The organism is Flaviaestuariibacter terrae, from assembly GCF_054777635.1.
Genome location: NZ_BAAHAL010000006.1, coordinates 1,561,620 through 1,576,735 on the forward strand (window position 1 = coordinate 1,561,620; position 15,116 = coordinate 1,576,735).

General features: G+C 60.8%; 16 protein-coding genes. 2 read left to right on the top strand and 14 right to left on the bottom strand.

What is annotated here, in order from left to right:
* Position 1: 1 nt before the first annotated feature.
* The 5 genes from ACYU7Z_RS07665 to ACYU7Z_RS07685 form a co-directional block, all read right to left on the bottom strand.
* Complete coding sequence (locus tag ACYU7Z_RS07665) at positions 2–649, bottom strand: dienelactone hydrolase family protein (protein WP_460569025.1); 648 nt, start codon at positions 647–649, stop codon at positions 2–4.
* Positions 650–710: 61 nt separating this feature from the next.
* Positions 711–1,526, bottom strand: a complete 816-nt coding sequence (locus ACYU7Z_RS07670; protein WP_460569027.1) for a universal stress protein — start codon at positions 1,524–1,526, stop codon at positions 711–713.
* 133 nt (positions 1,527–1,659) lie between these two features.
* The gene (locus tag ACYU7Z_RS07675; protein ID WP_460569029.1) at positions 1,660–2,727 is read right to left on the bottom strand and encodes a PAS domain-containing sensor histidine kinase; all 1,068 of its coding nucleotides are present in this window, start codon (positions 2,725–2,727) and stop codon (positions 1,660–1,662) included.
* A gap of 27 nt (positions 2,728–2,754) precedes the next feature.
* Positions 2,755–2,967 carry a VF530 family protein gene (locus tag ACYU7Z_RS07680; RefSeq protein ID WP_460569031.1) on the bottom strand — a complete coding sequence of 71 codons (213 nt, stop codon included), beginning with the start codon at positions 2,965–2,967 and terminating at the stop codon, positions 2,755–2,757.
* Positions 2,968–2,988: 21 nt separating this feature from the next.
* On the bottom strand, positions 2,989–4,317 hold the full coding sequence (locus tag ACYU7Z_RS07685) for a DEAD/DEAH box helicase (protein WP_460569033.1): 1,329 nt from the start codon (positions 4,315–4,317) through the stop codon (positions 2,989–2,991).
* A 131-nt stretch (positions 4,318–4,448) separates the two neighbouring features.
* Here ACYU7Z_RS07685 and ACYU7Z_RS07690 point away from each other — a divergent pair, with 131 nt between their 5' ends.
* Complete coding sequence (locus tag ACYU7Z_RS07690) at positions 4,449–5,147, top strand: SDR family oxidoreductase (RefSeq protein WP_460569035.1); 699 nt, start codon at positions 4,449–4,451, stop codon at positions 5,145–5,147.
* A 13-nt stretch (positions 5,148–5,160) separates the two neighbouring features.
* A complete protein-coding gene (locus ACYU7Z_RS07695) occupies positions 5,161–5,613 on the top strand; it encodes a methylglyoxal synthase (RefSeq protein WP_460569037.1) in 453 nt (150 codons plus the stop codon).
* Positions 5,614–5,648: 35 nt separating this feature from the next.
* Here ACYU7Z_RS07695 and ACYU7Z_RS07700 read toward each other — a convergent pair whose 3' ends face one another.
* The 9 genes from ACYU7Z_RS07700 to ACYU7Z_RS07740 form a co-directional block, all read right to left on the bottom strand.
* Positions 5,649–5,927 carry a hypothetical protein gene (locus tag ACYU7Z_RS07700; RefSeq protein WP_460569039.1) on the bottom strand — a complete coding sequence of 93 codons (279 nt, stop codon included), beginning with the start codon at positions 5,925–5,927 and terminating at the stop codon, positions 5,649–5,651.
* A gap of 5 nt (positions 5,928–5,932) precedes the next feature.
* Positions 5,933–6,460 carry a hypothetical protein gene (locus ACYU7Z_RS07705; protein ID WP_460569152.1) on the bottom strand — a complete coding sequence of 176 codons (528 nt, stop codon included), beginning with the start codon at positions 6,458–6,460 and terminating at the stop codon, positions 5,933–5,935.
* A complete protein-coding gene (locus ACYU7Z_RS07710; protein WP_460569041.1) occupies positions 6,346–7,116 on the bottom strand; it encodes a TIGR03915 family putative DNA repair protein in 771 nt (256 codons plus the stop codon). The genes ACYU7Z_RS07705 and ACYU7Z_RS07710 overlap by 115 nt, the downstream gene beginning before the upstream one ends.
* Complete coding sequence (locus ACYU7Z_RS07715) at positions 7,116–8,372, bottom strand: putative DNA modification/repair radical SAM protein (RefSeq protein WP_460569043.1); 1,257 nt, start codon at positions 8,370–8,372, stop codon at positions 7,116–7,118. Before ACYU7Z_RS07715 ends, ACYU7Z_RS07710 begins: the two co-directional genes overlap by 1 nt.
* A gap of 123 nt (positions 8,373–8,495) precedes the next feature.
* Complete coding sequence (locus ACYU7Z_RS07720; RefSeq protein ID WP_460569045.1) at positions 8,496–9,173, bottom strand: DUF6766 family protein; 678 nt, start codon at positions 9,171–9,173, stop codon at positions 8,496–8,498.
* 141 nt (positions 9,174–9,314) lie between these two features.
* Positions 9,315–10,115 carry an SDR family oxidoreductase gene (locus ACYU7Z_RS07725; RefSeq protein ID WP_460569047.1) on the bottom strand — a complete coding sequence of 267 codons (801 nt, stop codon included), beginning with the start codon at positions 10,113–10,115 and terminating at the stop codon, positions 9,315–9,317.
* 101 nt (positions 10,116–10,216) lie between these two features.
* Entirely contained in the window at positions 10,217–11,404 is a 1,188-nt protein-coding gene (locus tag ACYU7Z_RS07730) for a family 16 glycosylhydrolase (protein WP_460569049.1), read from the bottom strand.
* A gap of 29 nt (positions 11,405–11,433) precedes the next feature.
* Complete coding sequence (locus ACYU7Z_RS07735; RefSeq protein ID WP_460569051.1) at positions 11,434–12,756, bottom strand: glycoside hydrolase family 30 protein; 1,323 nt, start codon at positions 12,754–12,756, stop codon at positions 11,434–11,436.
* 143 nt (positions 12,757–12,899) lie between these two features.
* The gene (locus ACYU7Z_RS07740; protein ID WP_460569053.1) at positions 12,900–15,098 is read right to left on the bottom strand and encodes a glycoside hydrolase family 3 C-terminal domain-containing protein; all 2,199 of its coding nucleotides are present in this window, start codon (positions 15,096–15,098) and stop codon (positions 12,900–12,902) included.
* Positions 15,099–15,116 lie beyond the last annotated feature (18 nt).

The following is a 15,116-nucleotide window of genomic DNA, read 5'->3' on the forward strand; positions in this document are numbered from 1 at the left end:
GTTACAACCGGCGCAGGTGATCCGAGAACCAGCCCGCAGCAAGTGCGGCCACCTGCCCGAGCGTGTCGCCTTCCTCGAAGAGATGGCTGGCTCCCGGCACGATCTCGAGTTTCTTTTCACAAGTGAGTTGCTGCAACGCGGCCTCGTTGAGCGTCAGCACATCCTCGTCGAGGCTACCGACAATCAAAAGCGTAGGTGCCGTTACCCGCGGTAATGACGCGCCCGCCAGGTCGGGTCTTCCGCCGCGCGATACGATGGCGCCAACGCTCGGCCATTCGGCAGCAGCCATGAGCGCCGCGGCAGCCCCCGTACTGGCGCCGAAGAATCCGATCGGGATATTCGCCCAGGCGGCCTGACCGGTCATCCAGTCGCTGGCTTCGCGGAGCCTGCGGGCGAGCATCCCGATGTCGAAACGGTTGCGGTATTGGAGGTCTTCTTCCACTGTCATGAGGTCGAACAGCAGCGTGGCCATGCCCTGCGTATTGAGCTGTGCTGCCACCGCCTGGTTGCGCGCGCTGTGCCGGCTGCTCCCGCTGCCGTGCGCAAAGAGCACGAGGGCAAACGGGTCGGGTGGCGTCCAGAGATCACCGGGAAGCAGCCCGGGACCAGCCTTGAGCTGCAGGCTTTTCTTTTCGATAACCGGAGACATATTGCGCGTTTAAACAATTTCGATTTACGTAGCTGACCGGCACCCGGGCGGGCAATTTTTGTCAGCCACCGCGGAGCACGAGCAGCGGCACTGCGATCTCCTCGCTGATGGTCTTTGTATGCCGCGCGCGAAACATCTCGTGCAACAGGCCGTGCGGGTGATGGATCATTACCAGCAGCTCGCAGGGATGGCTGGCGGCAAAGTCAAGGATCCCGCGCTCGACGTCGTCGCTTTCAATGCGGTCGTAGAAATAATCCAGCGAGGCCAGGGCTTCTCCGAGCTGCAGCTTCGCAGCGGTTTCGCCGCTGTTGAGGTCACCACCCTTCTTGTCTATATGAATGACCTGCAGGGACGCATCGAAGACGCTGACGATGTTGCGCAGCGCCGCGATGGTTTGCGGCGATACCAGCTCCAAAAAATCAACGGCCAGCACGATGTGCTTCGGCGGTTGGTACACTAGTCCTTCGGGCACGAGGAGCACGGGTGTTTCGGTTTTCCGGAGCAGGTGCGTGGCCGTGCTTCCGAAGAGGTTGCTTTTCTCCTTCTTCCGCCCGATGACGATGAGGTCGGCCCCGACTTTCTTTGCTTCATCGATGATGCTGCTTTCGGTACCGCCGCCGGCAATGCGGCCATCCACTTCGATCGCGGCATCGGTCCGCAACCGCTTCAGCTCCTGCCGCATCACTACCTCCTGCTCGCGCTCACGGGTACCCACGAGCACCACCCAGGCGCCCGATTCGGTGCCGGGCGGCAGCGGGTCGTTGTATACATTGACGAGGTGGACCCGGGCGCCGAGTGCTTTCGCGAGCTGGGTGGCATGGTAGGTTGCCGCATGGGAAGCCGGGCTGAGGTCGGTCGCCGCGAGGATCGTTTTCATGGAACTTCTATTGACCATGAATGTCGCCGAAACGCCCGCGGCAAAAGAATGATACGTGTCCGGGCAGCGGCTGACGGTAATCACCCGGGCCATTCACGACGATACCGCTGGAAGACTGGAGCTGCTCGCGCGATCAGCTCAGGCGCGGCCGGCAGCGGCCATCTTTCATCTCGATCGGAAACGTGGCGGTCAGCTGCGTGCCGTGCTCGAAGTCACTGGCCAGCTCGAAGCTGCCGTTTAGCAGGTTCACGCGGCTTTTCATGTTGGTGATGCCGATGCCCGATTTCACGGACGACACATCGAAGCCGATACCGTCGTCACTGAGCTGGAACCGCAGCACGTCAGCATCGATGGATACCAGTATCCGCGCCTCGTGCGCATGCGCGTGCTTGAGAATATTGGTGAGCTGCTCCTGCGCAATCCGGTATAGCGTCAGATGCAGGTCTTCGTCCATGGAATCGCAATCGCCGATCGAAAAATCGACACGCACCTGGAGCCGCTTCGTCTGGTTGAACGACTCGGCGAGCTCCTTGAGTGAATCGGAAAAGCTGATGTCGCCGAGCGAGGGGGCCGCCAGCTGCTTCGACAGTGTGCGGATCTCTGAAATGCTTTCCTGCAGAAGCGCGGAGCATTTCTCGAGCGTATGACGCGCATCGCCGACGCCGGAGGCGCACAACTCAACATAGAGCTTGACGGTGGTGAGTATCTGGTTCACGTTGTCGTGGAGCTCGCGGCCAATGCGGCTCCGCTCGGCTTCCTGGCTCTTGAGAACGGCCCGCGTGATCTGCCGGTTCTTCTGCTCGCGCTCTTCTTCAAGGCGCATCCCGAGGATCGTCTTTTCCGTGATGTCATTGGCCATCCCGATGATCCCCGAGATCTTCCCGCCGCTGTCGCGTACCGGTATCACGCGGATCTCGCCGTACTTGGTACCCGCGGGGTGCCGGGCTTCCTCGACATAATCCACGATCCGGCCACTGCGGATCGCCAGGTTGTATTTCTCCCGCACCAGGTAATGCGATGTTTGCGGGAGTACCTCCTCTATCGTGCGGCCCAGCACCTGCTCGGAGCGAAGACCGGTCACCTGTGTAAACGCTTCATTGATCGAGCGAAACACGTACTGCTCCCCTTCCTCCAGGCTCACGAGCCACATCGGGTCGATGGCGTTGCGGTATACCGAGGATATGTCGAAGGGACTTTCCATCATAGCAGATTTAAAAATACAATACCATCAGGAAGAAAAGGACCGCAGGTAGAGCTCTTCCACTTTCTTGCGGGCCCAGGGCGTTTTACGCAGGAAGGTCAGGCTCGACTTGATGCTCGGGTCGCTGCGGAAGCAGTTGATGGAGATGCGCGCAGCGAGCCCGTCCCAGCCGTAGCGTGCCTGCAGCTCGGTGACGATCGCCTCGAGGGTCTTGCCGTGTAGCGGGTCGTTGGATGACATGCGTGCAAGGTAACGCCGATCTTATTTCTTGCGGCCGCCGCGCTTGATCGGCTTGCCGTACTTGGCCATCATCCGCTCCTTGCGCGGGATGACGGTATTGACCTTGCGGTTCTTGGCCTTTTTCTCGTGGAAGGCCGGGCCCCGCTCCTCTTTCGGCGGAAGCTTCATCGACAGCTCTTTCATGTGCACCTTCGGCTGCTCTTCATCAATTAGGATGTCGGAAAGCGGAACGCCTTCGGGAAGTTCCGTGATGTCGAGCGGGCGGCCCAGGAACTCCTCGAGCTCCTTGCGACGGTCGGCCTGGAAGGGTGTCAGCAGGCTGACAGCGATACCCCGCTCACCGGCGCGGCCCGTGCGCCCGATGCGGTGGATATAGTGCTCCGGAGCCTCGGGCAGGTCGAAGTTGACGACGTGCGACACGCCGCTGATATCGATACCGCGCGCTACGATGTCGGTGGCCACGAGCACCCGCAGCTCGCCGGCCTGGAAGCGGCGCACCGTCAGAAAGCGCGCATTCTGGTCTTTGTTGGAATGGATAACGCCCACCTCGCCCGGCAACCCCGGCTCGAGCAGGGCCGCGAGCTCGTCGGCCTGCTTCTTCGAGGCAGTGAACACTACGATCCGCTGCAGCGAGGGGTCCTCGCGGAGCAGCCACTGCAGGAAGCTCACTTTCGAATGGAAGTTGGGCAGCTCGTAGGCAATCTGGGTCACCTGCTCCACGGGCGTGCCCGCGGGCGCCGCTTCCACGCGCTCGAGGCGGTCGAAGTATTCGGAAAACAGCGACTCCACCTCGGGGATCAGCGTGGCCGAGAACAGCAGGTTCTGGCGCCGCTCGGGCAGGAGGTCGAAGATGTTGCGGAGCTGGGCGCGGAAGCCGAGGTTGAGCATCTCGTCCACCTCGTCGATCACGAGCTTCCGGATCGAACGCACCTTGAAGGCGCCGGTCACCGCGAGGTCGTAAAAGCGCCCGGGCGTGGCCACGAGCACATCGGCACCGTCGGCGAACTGCAGGCGCTGTGTGTTGATGTTGACGCCGCCGTACAAGCCGGCTACGGTGGCACCGAGGTATACGGAGAGGCTTGTCACGACGTCCACCACCTGCTGCACGAGCTCGCGGGTTGGAACAAGCACGAGTATCTGCGGCTCGCGGGCCTTGTTGTATTTCCACTGGTTGAGCAGCGGCAGCAGGTAGGCCAGCGTCTTTCCCGTGCCGGTCTGCGCGATGCCGCATACGTCGGCGCCGCTCATGGCAACGGAGAATACCTTCTCCTGGATGGGGGTCGGCGTGGTATAACCCAGGTCGTCGAGCGCCCGGAGCAGGCGTTTATCAAGGTTGAGATCGCGGAACATCGGAACAGGATTGAGCGGCGAAGGTACCATAGAGGCCCCACTTCTCCTTTTTTCACGCGTATCGTTACGGCATGGTGCTTCCGGCACGTCTGGCCGGCGCTTAGTTTTGAGGTCCTCAAACGAAACAACGCATGAAAGATAAAGTTGCCTATATCACCGGTGGCTCGAAAGGAATCGGCTTCGGTATCGCCAAGGCCCTCCTCGACCAGGGCATGAAGGTCGCGATCAGCAGCCGCAGCCAGGAAGCCGCCGAAGCCGCTGCCCGTGAGCTCGGTGGCGGCGACCGCGTGCTGGGCGTCGCCTCGGATGCCGGCTCGCTCCAATCGGAGAAAAAGGCGGTGCAGGCAGTGCTCGACCGCTTCGGCTCGCTCGACGTAGTGATCGCCAATGCCGGCGTAGGCCACTTTGCGTCGATCGAGGACCTGACGGAAGAACAGTGGCACGAAACGATCAACACCAACCTCACCGGTGTGTTCAATACCGTAAAGGCCGGCATCGAGCCGCTCAAGGCCTCGAAGGGCTACCTCATAACCATCGCCTCGCTGGCCGGCGCCAACTTCTTCGAGAAGGCATCCGCCTACAACGCCAGCAAGTTTGGCCTCGTCGGGTTCACGCAGGCGGTGATGCTCGATCTCCGCAGGCACGGCATCAAGGTGACGACCATTATGCCGGGATCTGTTGCCACGCACTTCAACAACCATACACCCAATGAAGCCGATGCCTGGAAGATCCAGCCCGAAGACATTGGCCAGATCGTGGTCGACCTGTTGAAGATGCACCCGCGCACGCTGCCGAGCAAGATCGAGGTTCGGCCGTCGATGCCGAAGTAAGTAACTTGGCTTCATGGAAACCCGCCCCCTCGCCGCCCGCAAGCGCATCGCCCTCGTCGCGCACGACCATAAAAAAACCGACCTGATCGACTGGGCCTGGTACAACCGCGATGCCCTCGCGGAGCACGAGCTTTTTGCCACCGGCACCACCGGAACGCTGCTCGAGAAAAAGCTGGGCGGCACCGTGCACAAGCTGCTCAGCGGGCCGCTCGGCGGCGACCAGCAGATCGGCGCCCTCATCGCCGAGGGACGCATCGACATGATCATCTTCTTCTGGGATCCCATGGAGACGCAGCCCCACGACTCCGACGTCAAGGCGCTGATCCGCCTCGCGGTGGCCTGGAATATTCTCATCGCCTGCAACCGCAGCACCGCCGACTTTATCCTCACTTCGGCGCTGATGCACCGCCCCTACAACGCGCAGCTTACCGACTACTCGGGTTACCTGAAGCGCGACATACCGTAGATATACGGGCGACATACGGCCCTTGCCGGCCGTGCCTACTTCTTCCGGCGAAACAGGCGGTCGGGTATCTCGACAAACCGGCCAAGCGGCGCCTTGTTGTCCCAGCGCAGCCGGTTGATGTATTTCTTCGGGGTCATCCCGGTTGCCTCGTGGCGCGCGTCGAACGTGCGCTCGCTGCGCGGGTTGTCGCGCCCCACCGGCGTGCCCGGCTGCCCGCCGCGGAGGGTGAGTGAGCGGCCCGTTTCGGGGTTGGTGCCCGTTGCCTTCCACGTATGCTTGCCGCTGTCGTCGCGGCTTAGTTTGAATCGTGCCATGACCATTACTTTTTGTGTCCCCAATTATGCTCCATCGCCTCGTAGCTCTCCTTCGAAACCGTCGACTTTCTCCGGGATTTCGAGGTGCCGCTCTTCTTCTTCGCGTTGATGTTGTTGACGAGTGAATTTTTTACCCCGAGCTTGTTCTTTTTCGTTGCGGCCTTCTTCGGCGCTGCCTTCTTCGCTGCTTTTTTGGGAGCCGCCTTTTTCACGCCACGCTTCGGCGCAGCCTTCTTCGCGCTCTTGCGCGGGGCGGCTTTTTTTGCCGCCTTTTTGGGGGCGGCCTTCTTTGCTGTTGCCATGCTTTTTTTGTCGAACCCCCCAAGCACTGTGCCGGTCCACGCTTGTTGAAGGAAAGAAGGAAGGGCCGCGGTATATCTCCGACAAAGGAAGCCGACCCGGGGGCTTGGCGTCAAGCTCAGCGCGGCCGCTGCTCCGGCAGGTACTTCCAGTAGCGCCGCGGCATATGTTGCAGCTGCAGCTTCGTGTTCTTGCGCGAGGGGATGTTGACGCTCCGGAAATATTGCTGCCATAGCTGCTGGTAAAAAGCTTCCTCCGGATCGTATACGGCGGCCAGGTCCTTGCCAGCGCTCACGCTTTCGGAAAACTGTATTTCTACGGTACGCGTTTCCACCCCGTCGTAATGCAGTCCATAACGGCGGCGGCTGTCGTAGATCACCCAGCGCTGGTCGGCATAGCGTCGCTCAAAATGCGGTGCGATAAGCGGGAGCACGTCGTGGTCGGGGTCGATAACAGCGTAGTACAGTCCGTCTGCGGTCTTCTGGAACCGCACAAAGGCTTCCATCCGGTGCTGCTCGCGCCATACGGTGCGCGCCACCTGCGACACCGCAAGCACGTCGGGATGACTGAAATCCTCCTCCACGGATGCGGCACTGGCAAAAACGTAGCGAATGAACCGGAGGAGCGTCGCCTCGATGCCGTCGATCCCGGAAAGAAAGCAGCGGTAAACCTGCTGCAACCCTTCGGGGCTCAGCTTCTTCTGCAGGCCCTTCCACACGCGGCTGCTGTGCCGCGGGTCCATCCGCGCATCGTGCACGTCCGAAAAAATCGAGCCCTGGAAGCGGCGCTCCGCAACGATCTCCGCATCGGCAAGCTTGTAGTCGAACACATCGAATATAGCGCACAGGAAGCCTTCAAACGTACCATCATATCGTACCGGCCGCAGCATCAGAAGATCGACAGTTGGGGCGAGTGATTGGCCGCGAACTTGCTCTGTGCCGTGCCGAGGATGAAGCCGCGGATCTGCTCGGGGCTCCAGTCTTTGCGGAACTCCCCGTCGACCCGGAGGTTGATGAAATAACGCGCCCGGTTGGCTGCGATGTTGAACTTCTTGAGGTGCTCCCAGTCAAGCCGCCGGAAGCGCCGGGCGGCGACGATCTTCTCGGCCGACTTGATCCCGATCCCCGGGATCCGGCGGATCAGCTCCGGTGCCGCCTCGTTGATGTCGACAGGAAATTGCTGCAGGTTGCGCAGCGCCCAGTGCAGCTTCGGGTCGATCTGCTGGTCGAGGAAGGGCATATCGGTGCTGAGCAGCTCGTCGGCCGTAAACCCGTAAAAGCGCAGCAGCCAGTCGGCCTGGTACAGGCGGTTCTCGCGTAACACCGGCACCGGCGTTCCGATGGCCGGCAGGCGGTTGTCTTCGCTGATCGGCACATAGCCCGAATAATACACCCGCTTCAATCCCATGCCGCGGTAAAGACCTTCCGATAGCTGCAGGATCTGCCGGTCGTTTTCGACCGAGGCCCCGACCACGAGCTGCGTGCTTTGTCCGGCAGGGGCAAAGAGCGGTGCTTTCACGAGCGCCTTGCGCTCGTCGCGGTTAGCCGTGATCGATTCCTTGAGAAAATTCATCGGGCGCAACACATCGGCCTGCGTCTTTTCCGGGGCAAGCAGCTGCAGGCTTTCCTCGGTGGGCAGCTCCATATTCACGCTGAGCCGGTCGGCATAGAGGCCTGCTTCGTGCAACAGCTCGGGACTCGCACCGGGAATGGCTTTCAGGTGAATATAGCCGTGAAAGTGCTCCTCCGTCCGCAGCTTCTTCGCGATGCGTACGAGGCGTTCCATCGTATCGTCGGGCGAGCTGAAAATGCCGGAGCTGAGAAAAAGACCCTCGATGTAATTGCGCCGGTAAAAATTGATCGTCAGATCGACCACTTCCTGCACAGTGAAGGCAGCGCGCTTCACCGGGTTGCTTTTGCGGCTCACGCAATAGGCGCAGTCGAAGAGACAATGATTGGTGAGGAGGATCTTGAGCAGCGACACGCAACGGCCGTCCTCGGTATAGGCATGACAGATACCCATCCCCTCCGCGTTGCCGAGACCTTTGTCGGTATTCTTTCGCTTGCTGCCGCTCGAGCTGCAGGAAACATCGTACTTGGCAGCATCCGCCAGGATGGAAAGCTTTTCTAAAACGCGCTCGTTCATAGGGTAGATTACCCCGGCAATTTACTAAATTATTTAGCGCGTCTGGCCTGTATGGAGCGGCTTTAAGACGATGCTAGGCTTTGTTAGAGGAACTGTTGGAAAAGGGCGCGCAGGCTTCCACAATCAGTCGCCGGTTTCATGGTCGGGGGCGTCGACGGGCTTCGATTGCGCGGAGCCTTTCTGCCGTAGAAAAATAGTCAGTACCACCATAGCGAGCACCGAGAGAAACTCGCTTTGCCAGTTCTGAAACGATTCGAACCACAGCTTGCTGTTGCCCAGGTAGACGAAGAAGGTTTCGCCGGGCTTGTGCTCGAGCCACTGGTTCTTGTTGTAATTCGACCAGCTTCCGAGCCAGTGAAGGACAAAGGAGAAGACGAAGAGCGCGAAGAGCGCGATGCTGAGCGAGTTCTCGTATACGCGCAGTACGAAGCCGCCGCGTTTCACAGGCCAGGGCGTATCGTGTGCCGGCGGCCGGTTCTCTACGTCCACGTCCTCTTCATCCTTATCGGGGTCTTTCGATTCGGAAGATCCTTTCTGGTAAAGGAACGCCGTGAGCGCAACGAACAGACCCATCTGGAGAAACTCGCTTTCCCAGTTCTCAAAGGTGGCCTCCACGAAGTGTCCGGTACCGAAGTAATGAAGCAGCGAAATTTTCGCAGCGCCCTTGTTGGCCAGCTCCTTATTGTATTGGAGAAAACCGGTAAAGGCCTGCCCCGTCATGGTGATAACGAACAGCAGCAGCGCCACGATCGACAAGCCGTTATTCCGCCAAAATTTGCTCCGACCTGTTTTCTGTTTCATGAATACGGCTTAAATCCGCTCGTATTTATACAAACGGGGTGCCACGGCCGGGATGGGGGATAAATAGGTACCGTCGTGAGCTTCAGCAGCAAGAAGCGCTCGCTCTCCTGGCAGCTTCCTATTGCCGATTCCCGATTTCGCCTACAGTCCGTAATGCTTGCGGATCATCTTGTCGAAGCGGCCGGCCGGAAGGAGTCGCTTCAGCAGCACCGACAGTTTTTCGATGGGCTTTCCCAATCGGTAGACACGCTTGAGCCGCGGGCTCCGGATGATTTCTTCCAGCAGCCGCGCGAAGACTTCGGGCGGAAGTCCCTGCTCCACGCTTTCGTCGATAAGGCGGTAGGTATACTCGAACGATGCCTGGTAGGGACTTCCTTCCGGCAGCGCCACGCGGATGCGGTTTTTGTTGATGTCGGTGCGCACGCCACCGGGTTGCAGCACGCAGGCCTGGATCCCGAAGGGCGCGAGCTCGGTGCGCAGCGCTTCGGTGAGGCGGTCCACGGCGGCCTTGCTGGCGCTGTAGAGGCCCCGGTACGGCAGGCCGATCTCCGAGCCGATCGAGGAGATGTTGACGATCTTGCCACTCCCCTGCCGGCGCATCTGCGGGAGTATGGCCTGGCAGGTGCGCAGCACGCCTACCACGTTGGTGTCGAGCACGCGCTGCACGTCGTCGATCGCCAGCTGCTCCACCGGGCCCGCGATCCCGAGCCCCGCGTTGTTGACCAGCACATCGATCCGGCCCTCACGCTCCACGATCCGGGCAACGGCCGTAGAAATACTGTCTGCGTCGGTGACGTCCATATTCACCGTATGAAAGGGCTTTTGCTGGCCTTCAATGCGACGCGCGCTGCCGTATACGGTATGGCCGGCAATTGCGAGGTGACGGGCCATTTCTTCGCCGAGGCCGCTGGAGGCGCCGGTTATCAGGATTACTTGTTTCACGATGGGGCTTTTAGTGCCGGCTGCAAAGCTGTGGCAAAATGCCGAAAGCAAATAAAAAACCCCTTGCCAGCGGCAAGGGGCCTTTAAAACACACACAGTGCTTATTGGTACACGCGGACGTAGTCCACAATAAGCCATTGGGGGAAGCGCGTAGTGGCATCGGGATCGCCGGGCCAGTTGCCGCCCACAGCGAAGTTGAAGATGAAGTAAAACTGCTCGTTGAAGGGCCAGTTGTTCGTCCCGATGTCGCTGCGGTTGACCGTCGAATATACGTTGCCGTCAACGAGCCACTTGATCTGGTCCTGCTTCCATTCGAGCGAGAACACGTGAAACTCGTCGTTGAAGGCGGCCCCGTTGGGAAGCGTATAGCTGCGGCTCGTTTGCGTACTGCCGGGGCCGGGTCCGTAATGGATCGTGCCGTAGGCGGTGCCGGCCTGGTGGCCGATCAGCTCCAGCAGGTCGATCTCCCCGCTGCGGGGCCAGCCGCCGTATACATTGTCCTGCGGCAGCAGCCACAGCGCGGGCCAGATGCCTTTGCCGCGGGGCAGCTTCGCACGGATGTCGATGCGGCCGTACTTGAAGGATTTCTTCCCGGCGGTCAGGATCTTCGACGAGGTATAGTTGAAGCCCGAATACGACTCGGGGCGCGCTTCGATAAGGAGCTTGCCGTCCTGGAAGAACAGGTTCTCCGGCCGGTCGGTATAATACTCACGCTCGTTGTTGCCCCAGCCGCACAGGTTCGGGCAGCCGTTGCCGTTCTGGTTGCTCCAGTCGCTGCTGTTCAGCGTGCCGCTGTTGAACTCGTCGGCCCAAGCCAGCGTGTAGCCGGGATAGGCCGTGGGCGCATCGTACCCGGCATTGCTGAAGGCCACGCGCGTGTCGTCGTTAGCAATCGTGACGGTAGCCGTCGCGCGGAAAAGCGATGCCCCCGTGGCGTTGCTCAGCACAACCTGGAAGGTTTCGTCGCCTTCGCGCACGTCGTCGCCCACAATGGTAAGCGTCAGCTGCTTCTCGGTTTCACCCGCGGCAAACGTGAGGCTGCCGCCGCTCACCGCTACGTAGTCTTCCGAGGCCAGCGCCGACCCGTCCTGCGTGCGGTATTGGAGGGTCACGGGGCCGCTGGCAGCACGATCGAGCGAAACACGCACGTTCAGGCTGCTGTTGGCGGCGCCTTCGGCCCGGCTCACGTCGTCGATCGACACCTGCGGCGTGGGTGTCGTGGCCTGGCCACTGTTGCTGCTTTTCTTACAAGCCAGCGCTGCCAGCACTAAGAGGGGGAACAAATTCATTTTCATATCGTCGTTTCCAGTAAATAAAATTACCAAACATATGTAGCTGCCGCTCCGGCTTCGAGGGCGGTGCTCACCCAGCGGCCGTTGTAGCGGATGTTAAATGCCTGCGCTGTGTTGCTTCCGTCGTTGAGAACGAGCAGCACCTTTTTGCCGTCTGGTCGGCGGAACGCTACCGAATACAGGTTGCCGTTGTTGTTGGAGGCGATGCGTACCGAGCCCGTTGGCACGAAGCGCGAAGCCTGGGCAATGATGTAGTACGACACATTGCGGCTCACGCTTCCGCCGCTGATGGTCAGCGCGCCCCTGCACACATCGCAGCCTCCCGGCGTATGCGGACCGTAGGCCGCGTCGTTGGCCAGGTTCCACTCGAGGGCATTGCGGCTCCAGTTGCGCATCGACCCGATCACTACGTTGCGCAGGTGCCAGCGCAGGTCGCCGCCGAAGGACCCGTTGGAGGCCGTGTATTGCTCCGTAAAATAAACGTTGCGGTCGGGGTGCGCGTTGTGCACCTGCGAGAGGGCGCTGATGTCGCCCGCATATAGATGAAAGGCCGATCCATCAATGAAGGCCTTCGCCGCAGGGTCGTTCAAAACCGCCAGCGGGTACTCTGGGTGATCGCAGTTGTGGTCCCATACCAGGATCCTGGTGCTGAGACCGGCAGCCGCAAATGCAGGCCCCATATGGCTTTTCACGAAGTCGGCTTCCTGCGCCGCCGTGAACAGCATGCTCGGGTTGTTGCCGCCATGCTGCGGCTCATTCTGCACAGTAATGGCCTGCACCGGGAGGCCGTGCTGCTGCATCGCCTGCAGGTATTTTACAAAATACTGCGCGTAGGTTGCGTAATACTGCGGCATCAGGCTTCCGCCGATACTGCTGCCGTTGTCTTTCATCCAGGCCGGCGCCGACCAGGGCGACGCGAGCAGCTGCAGCGACGGGTTGATGCTCCGGATCTGCTGCAGCAGCGGGATGAGGCTCGTCTCCTCGGGCGCAATGCTGAAATTTTGCAGGGAAGGATCGGTTTGTCCGGCAGGGTGGTCATCGTACGAATATACCTGCGCGCTGAGGTCGGAGGCACCGATACTGATGCGGAGGTAGCTGATGTTGAGCGCGCCTGCATCCTGCGAGAAGAGCTCGCGCAGCAGGGTCTGCCGCGTGCCGGCGGGAAGACCCATGATCAGGTCGGCGCTGCCGCCGGTGAGCGTATAGCCGAAGCCGTCGACGGTCTGGAAGCTGCTCGCCGAGTCGACATCGATGACCGGGTAGCTGTTGGCAACGGTTCCGAAATTAAGCGGCGTCGTGAGCGGCTCGAGCAGCTGGCTGCCGCTGCTGCTGGTGACCCAGGCCGACACGTCGGACCCGGTTGGGCCGGGGGGCTGGGATGTGCTCCCGCCCCCGTTAGCCGTCCCAGAGCTTTTCTTGGCGCAACCACCCGCCAGGGCCACTGCGCTGCAAAAAGCTATACCGTAATTATACAATCGATTCATAGGAGTGTTTAAGGGAGTGTGACCTTGCCGTTGAGCGGGAGGCTGCGCGAGGAGCCGCCGACCAGGATGTCGTAGGCGCCGGGCTCGCTGACCCACTTGTTCAGCACGTCGTTGTAATACTGGAAAGCGTCTTCGCCCAGTGTGATGGTCACCTGCTTGCTTTCGCCGGGCTGGAGCCATACCTTCTGGAAACCCTTGAGCTCGCGCTCCGGGCGTGGCAGCGAGGAATGCTGCTGGTGCACGTAGAGCTGGGCGGTTTCTGCGCCGGCGACCTTGCCGGTATTCGTGAGGGTAAAGGTCACGGTGGCGCGCTTGCCCTTCACCTCGGTCCTGAGATTGCTGTAGCGGAATGTCGTATACGACAGGCCATGACCGAAGGCGAACTGCGGCTCCACCTTCCACGTATCAAAGTAGCGGTACCCTACATAGATATCGTCGTTGTAATTAACGATACCGTCGTTGCCGGGATATTCGCCAAGCTTGTGGGCCGGGGCTTCGGCCAGCGTTTTCGGAAACGACATCGGCAGCTTGCCCGAGGGGTTCACTTCGCCGAAGAGGATGCGGGCAAGGGCCGTACCGCCTTCCATACCCGGGTACCAGGCCTGCAGAATGGCGGGCGCGCTGTCGACCCAGCGGGTCATGTCCAGGGCACCGCCGCCCATCAGCACAACTACGGTGCGCGGGTTGGCTTTCAGAACCGCGCTGATCAGCGCATCCTGGTTGAAGGGCAGGTTCATATCCGGTTTGTCCACGTCCTCGGCATCGTAGGCGTTATCAGCCCACACGCTGTAGTCGTAGCCATGAAACGAGCCACCCACATAGACCACCACATCGGCAGCGGCGGCCGCGTCGGTTGCTTCCTTGATGGACGCGGCGTCGGCCTGCGCGCCGTGCGCCACGGTATAGCCGGGCACATAGGTGATCTTCGTGCCGGGGCCCACGAGGTTGCGCAGTCCCTGCAGCGGGGTGATCTCGTAAAAAGCTTTCACCTGCGAGGAGCCGCCACCCATTGTTTGCCGGCGGTCGCCGTTGGCGCCAATGACGACGATAGACCGTACCTGGCCCTTCTGCAGGGGGAGCAGCGCATTGCTGTTCTTCAGCAGCACGATGCCTTCTTCGGCAACGCGGCGCGCGGTTTCCTGGTGCGCTTTTGTATTATACTCGCCTTTCTTGCGCTTGCCGTCGATGACGTTGGTCTTCAGCATCACGTAAAGAATGCGGCGCACCTTGTCGTCGATCAGGTATTCGGGCAGCAAGCCGCGGCGCACGAGGCTTACCACGGTATCGGCCATGAAGAATTTGCCATAGTCGGGATGCGGCAGCATCGACAGGTCGGTGCCCATCTCGAGGTCGGTACCGTTCCAGATCGCCTGCTGCGTATGGTGTACAGCGCCCCAGTCGCTCATGAGCACGCCCCTGAAGCCCCACTCTTTTTTCAGGATATCGTTAACGAGGTAGCGGTTCTCCGTGGCCCACTGTCCGCGCACCTTGTTGTACGAGCCCATGATCGTGTTGGCCTTTCCTTCCACGATGGCGGCGCGGAAGCCGGGGAGGTAGATCTCGCGGAGCGCGCGCTCGCTCAGGTGCACGTCGATGGACGTCCGCTTTACTTCCTGGTTGTTGAGCGCGTAATGCTTTACGCAGGCCGAGATGCCCTGGTCCTGCACACCTTTCACATATCCTACCACCATGCGCGATACAAGGAAGGGATCCTCGCTCTGGTATTCGAAGTTGCGACCGTTGAGGGGAGTACGGATGATGTTGATGCCGGGGCCGAGGATGACGTCCTTGCCACGCGCGGCCGCCTCGGAGCCGAGCACCGAGCCAAAGGCATAACCCAGCTGCGGGTTCCAGGTGGCGGCGAGGCAAACGCCCGTAGGCAGCGCGGTGCCCGAGTCGGCAACATCGCGGTCGGGAGTCCAGTCGCGGCCATGCTCCACGCGTACGCCATGGGGACCGTCCGACATCTTCCACTCGGGGATGTTGAGGCGCGGAACGCCACCGGAGGTGAACGAGGAGGAAGCGTGGATCATATGCACTTTCTCCTCGAGGGTCATCTGGCGCAGCAGCGATTCGGCCCGCGCCTCGAGCGAAGTTTCGGTTGGCGGATTGAACTTCGGCGGCGTCTTTTGCTGCGCCGGCGCGGGTACCGATAAGGCGAGGCTGCCGGCCAGCAGCAGGCTTGTGAAGGAAAGTATTGTTTTCATGTAGGTTCTTTTATTAGT

Coding starts and splice junctions, on each gene's coding strand:
- ACYU7Z_RS07665 (WP_460569025.1), bottom strand. CDS start 649: ATGTCTCCGGTTATCGAAAAGAAAAGCCTGCAGCTCAAGGCTGGTCCC.
- ACYU7Z_RS07670 (WP_460569027.1), bottom strand. CDS start 1,526: ATGAAAACGATCCTCGCGGCGACCGACCTCAGCCCGGCTTCCCATGCG.
- ACYU7Z_RS07675 (WP_460569029.1), bottom strand. CDS start 2,727: ATGGAAAGTCCCTTCGACATATCCTCGGTATACCGCAACGCCATCGAC.
- ACYU7Z_RS07680 (WP_460569031.1), bottom strand. CDS start 2,967: ATGTCATCCAACGACCCGCTACACGGCAAGACCCTCGAGGCGATCGTC.
- ACYU7Z_RS07685 (WP_460569033.1), bottom strand. CDS start 4,317: ATGTTCCGCGATCTCAACCTTGATAAACGCCTGCTCCGGGCGCTCGAC.
- ACYU7Z_RS07690 (WP_460569035.1), top strand. CDS start 4,449: ATGAAAGATAAAGTTGCCTATATCACCGGTGGCTCGAAAGGAATCGGC.
- ACYU7Z_RS07695 (WP_460569037.1), top strand. CDS start 5,161: ATGGAAACCCGCCCCCTCGCCGCCCGCAAGCGCATCGCCCTCGTCGCG.
- ACYU7Z_RS07700 (WP_460569039.1), bottom strand. CDS start 5,927: ATGGCACGATTCAAACTAAGCCGCGACGACAGCGGCAAGCATACGTGG.
- ACYU7Z_RS07705 (WP_460569152.1), bottom strand. CDS start 6,460: ATGGCAGCAATATTTCCGGAGCGTCAACATCCCCTCGCGCAAGAACAC.
- ACYU7Z_RS07710 (WP_460569041.1), bottom strand. CDS start 7,116: ATGCTGCGGCCGGTACGATATGATGGTACGTTTGAAGGCTTCCTGTGC.
- ACYU7Z_RS07715 (WP_460569043.1), bottom strand. CDS start 8,372: ATGAACGAGCGCGTTTTAGAAAAGCTTTCCATCCTGGCGGATGCTGCC.
- ACYU7Z_RS07720 (WP_460569045.1), bottom strand. CDS start 9,173: ATGAAACAGAAAACAGGTCGGAGCAAATTTTGGCGGAATAACGGCTTG.
- ACYU7Z_RS07730 (WP_460569049.1), bottom strand. CDS start 11,404: ATGAATTTGTTCCCCCTCTTAGTGCTGGCAGCGCTGGCTTGTAAGAAA.
- ACYU7Z_RS07740 (WP_460569053.1), bottom strand. CDS start 15,098: ATGAAAACAATACTTTCCTTCACAAGCCTGCTGCTGGCCGGCAGCCTC.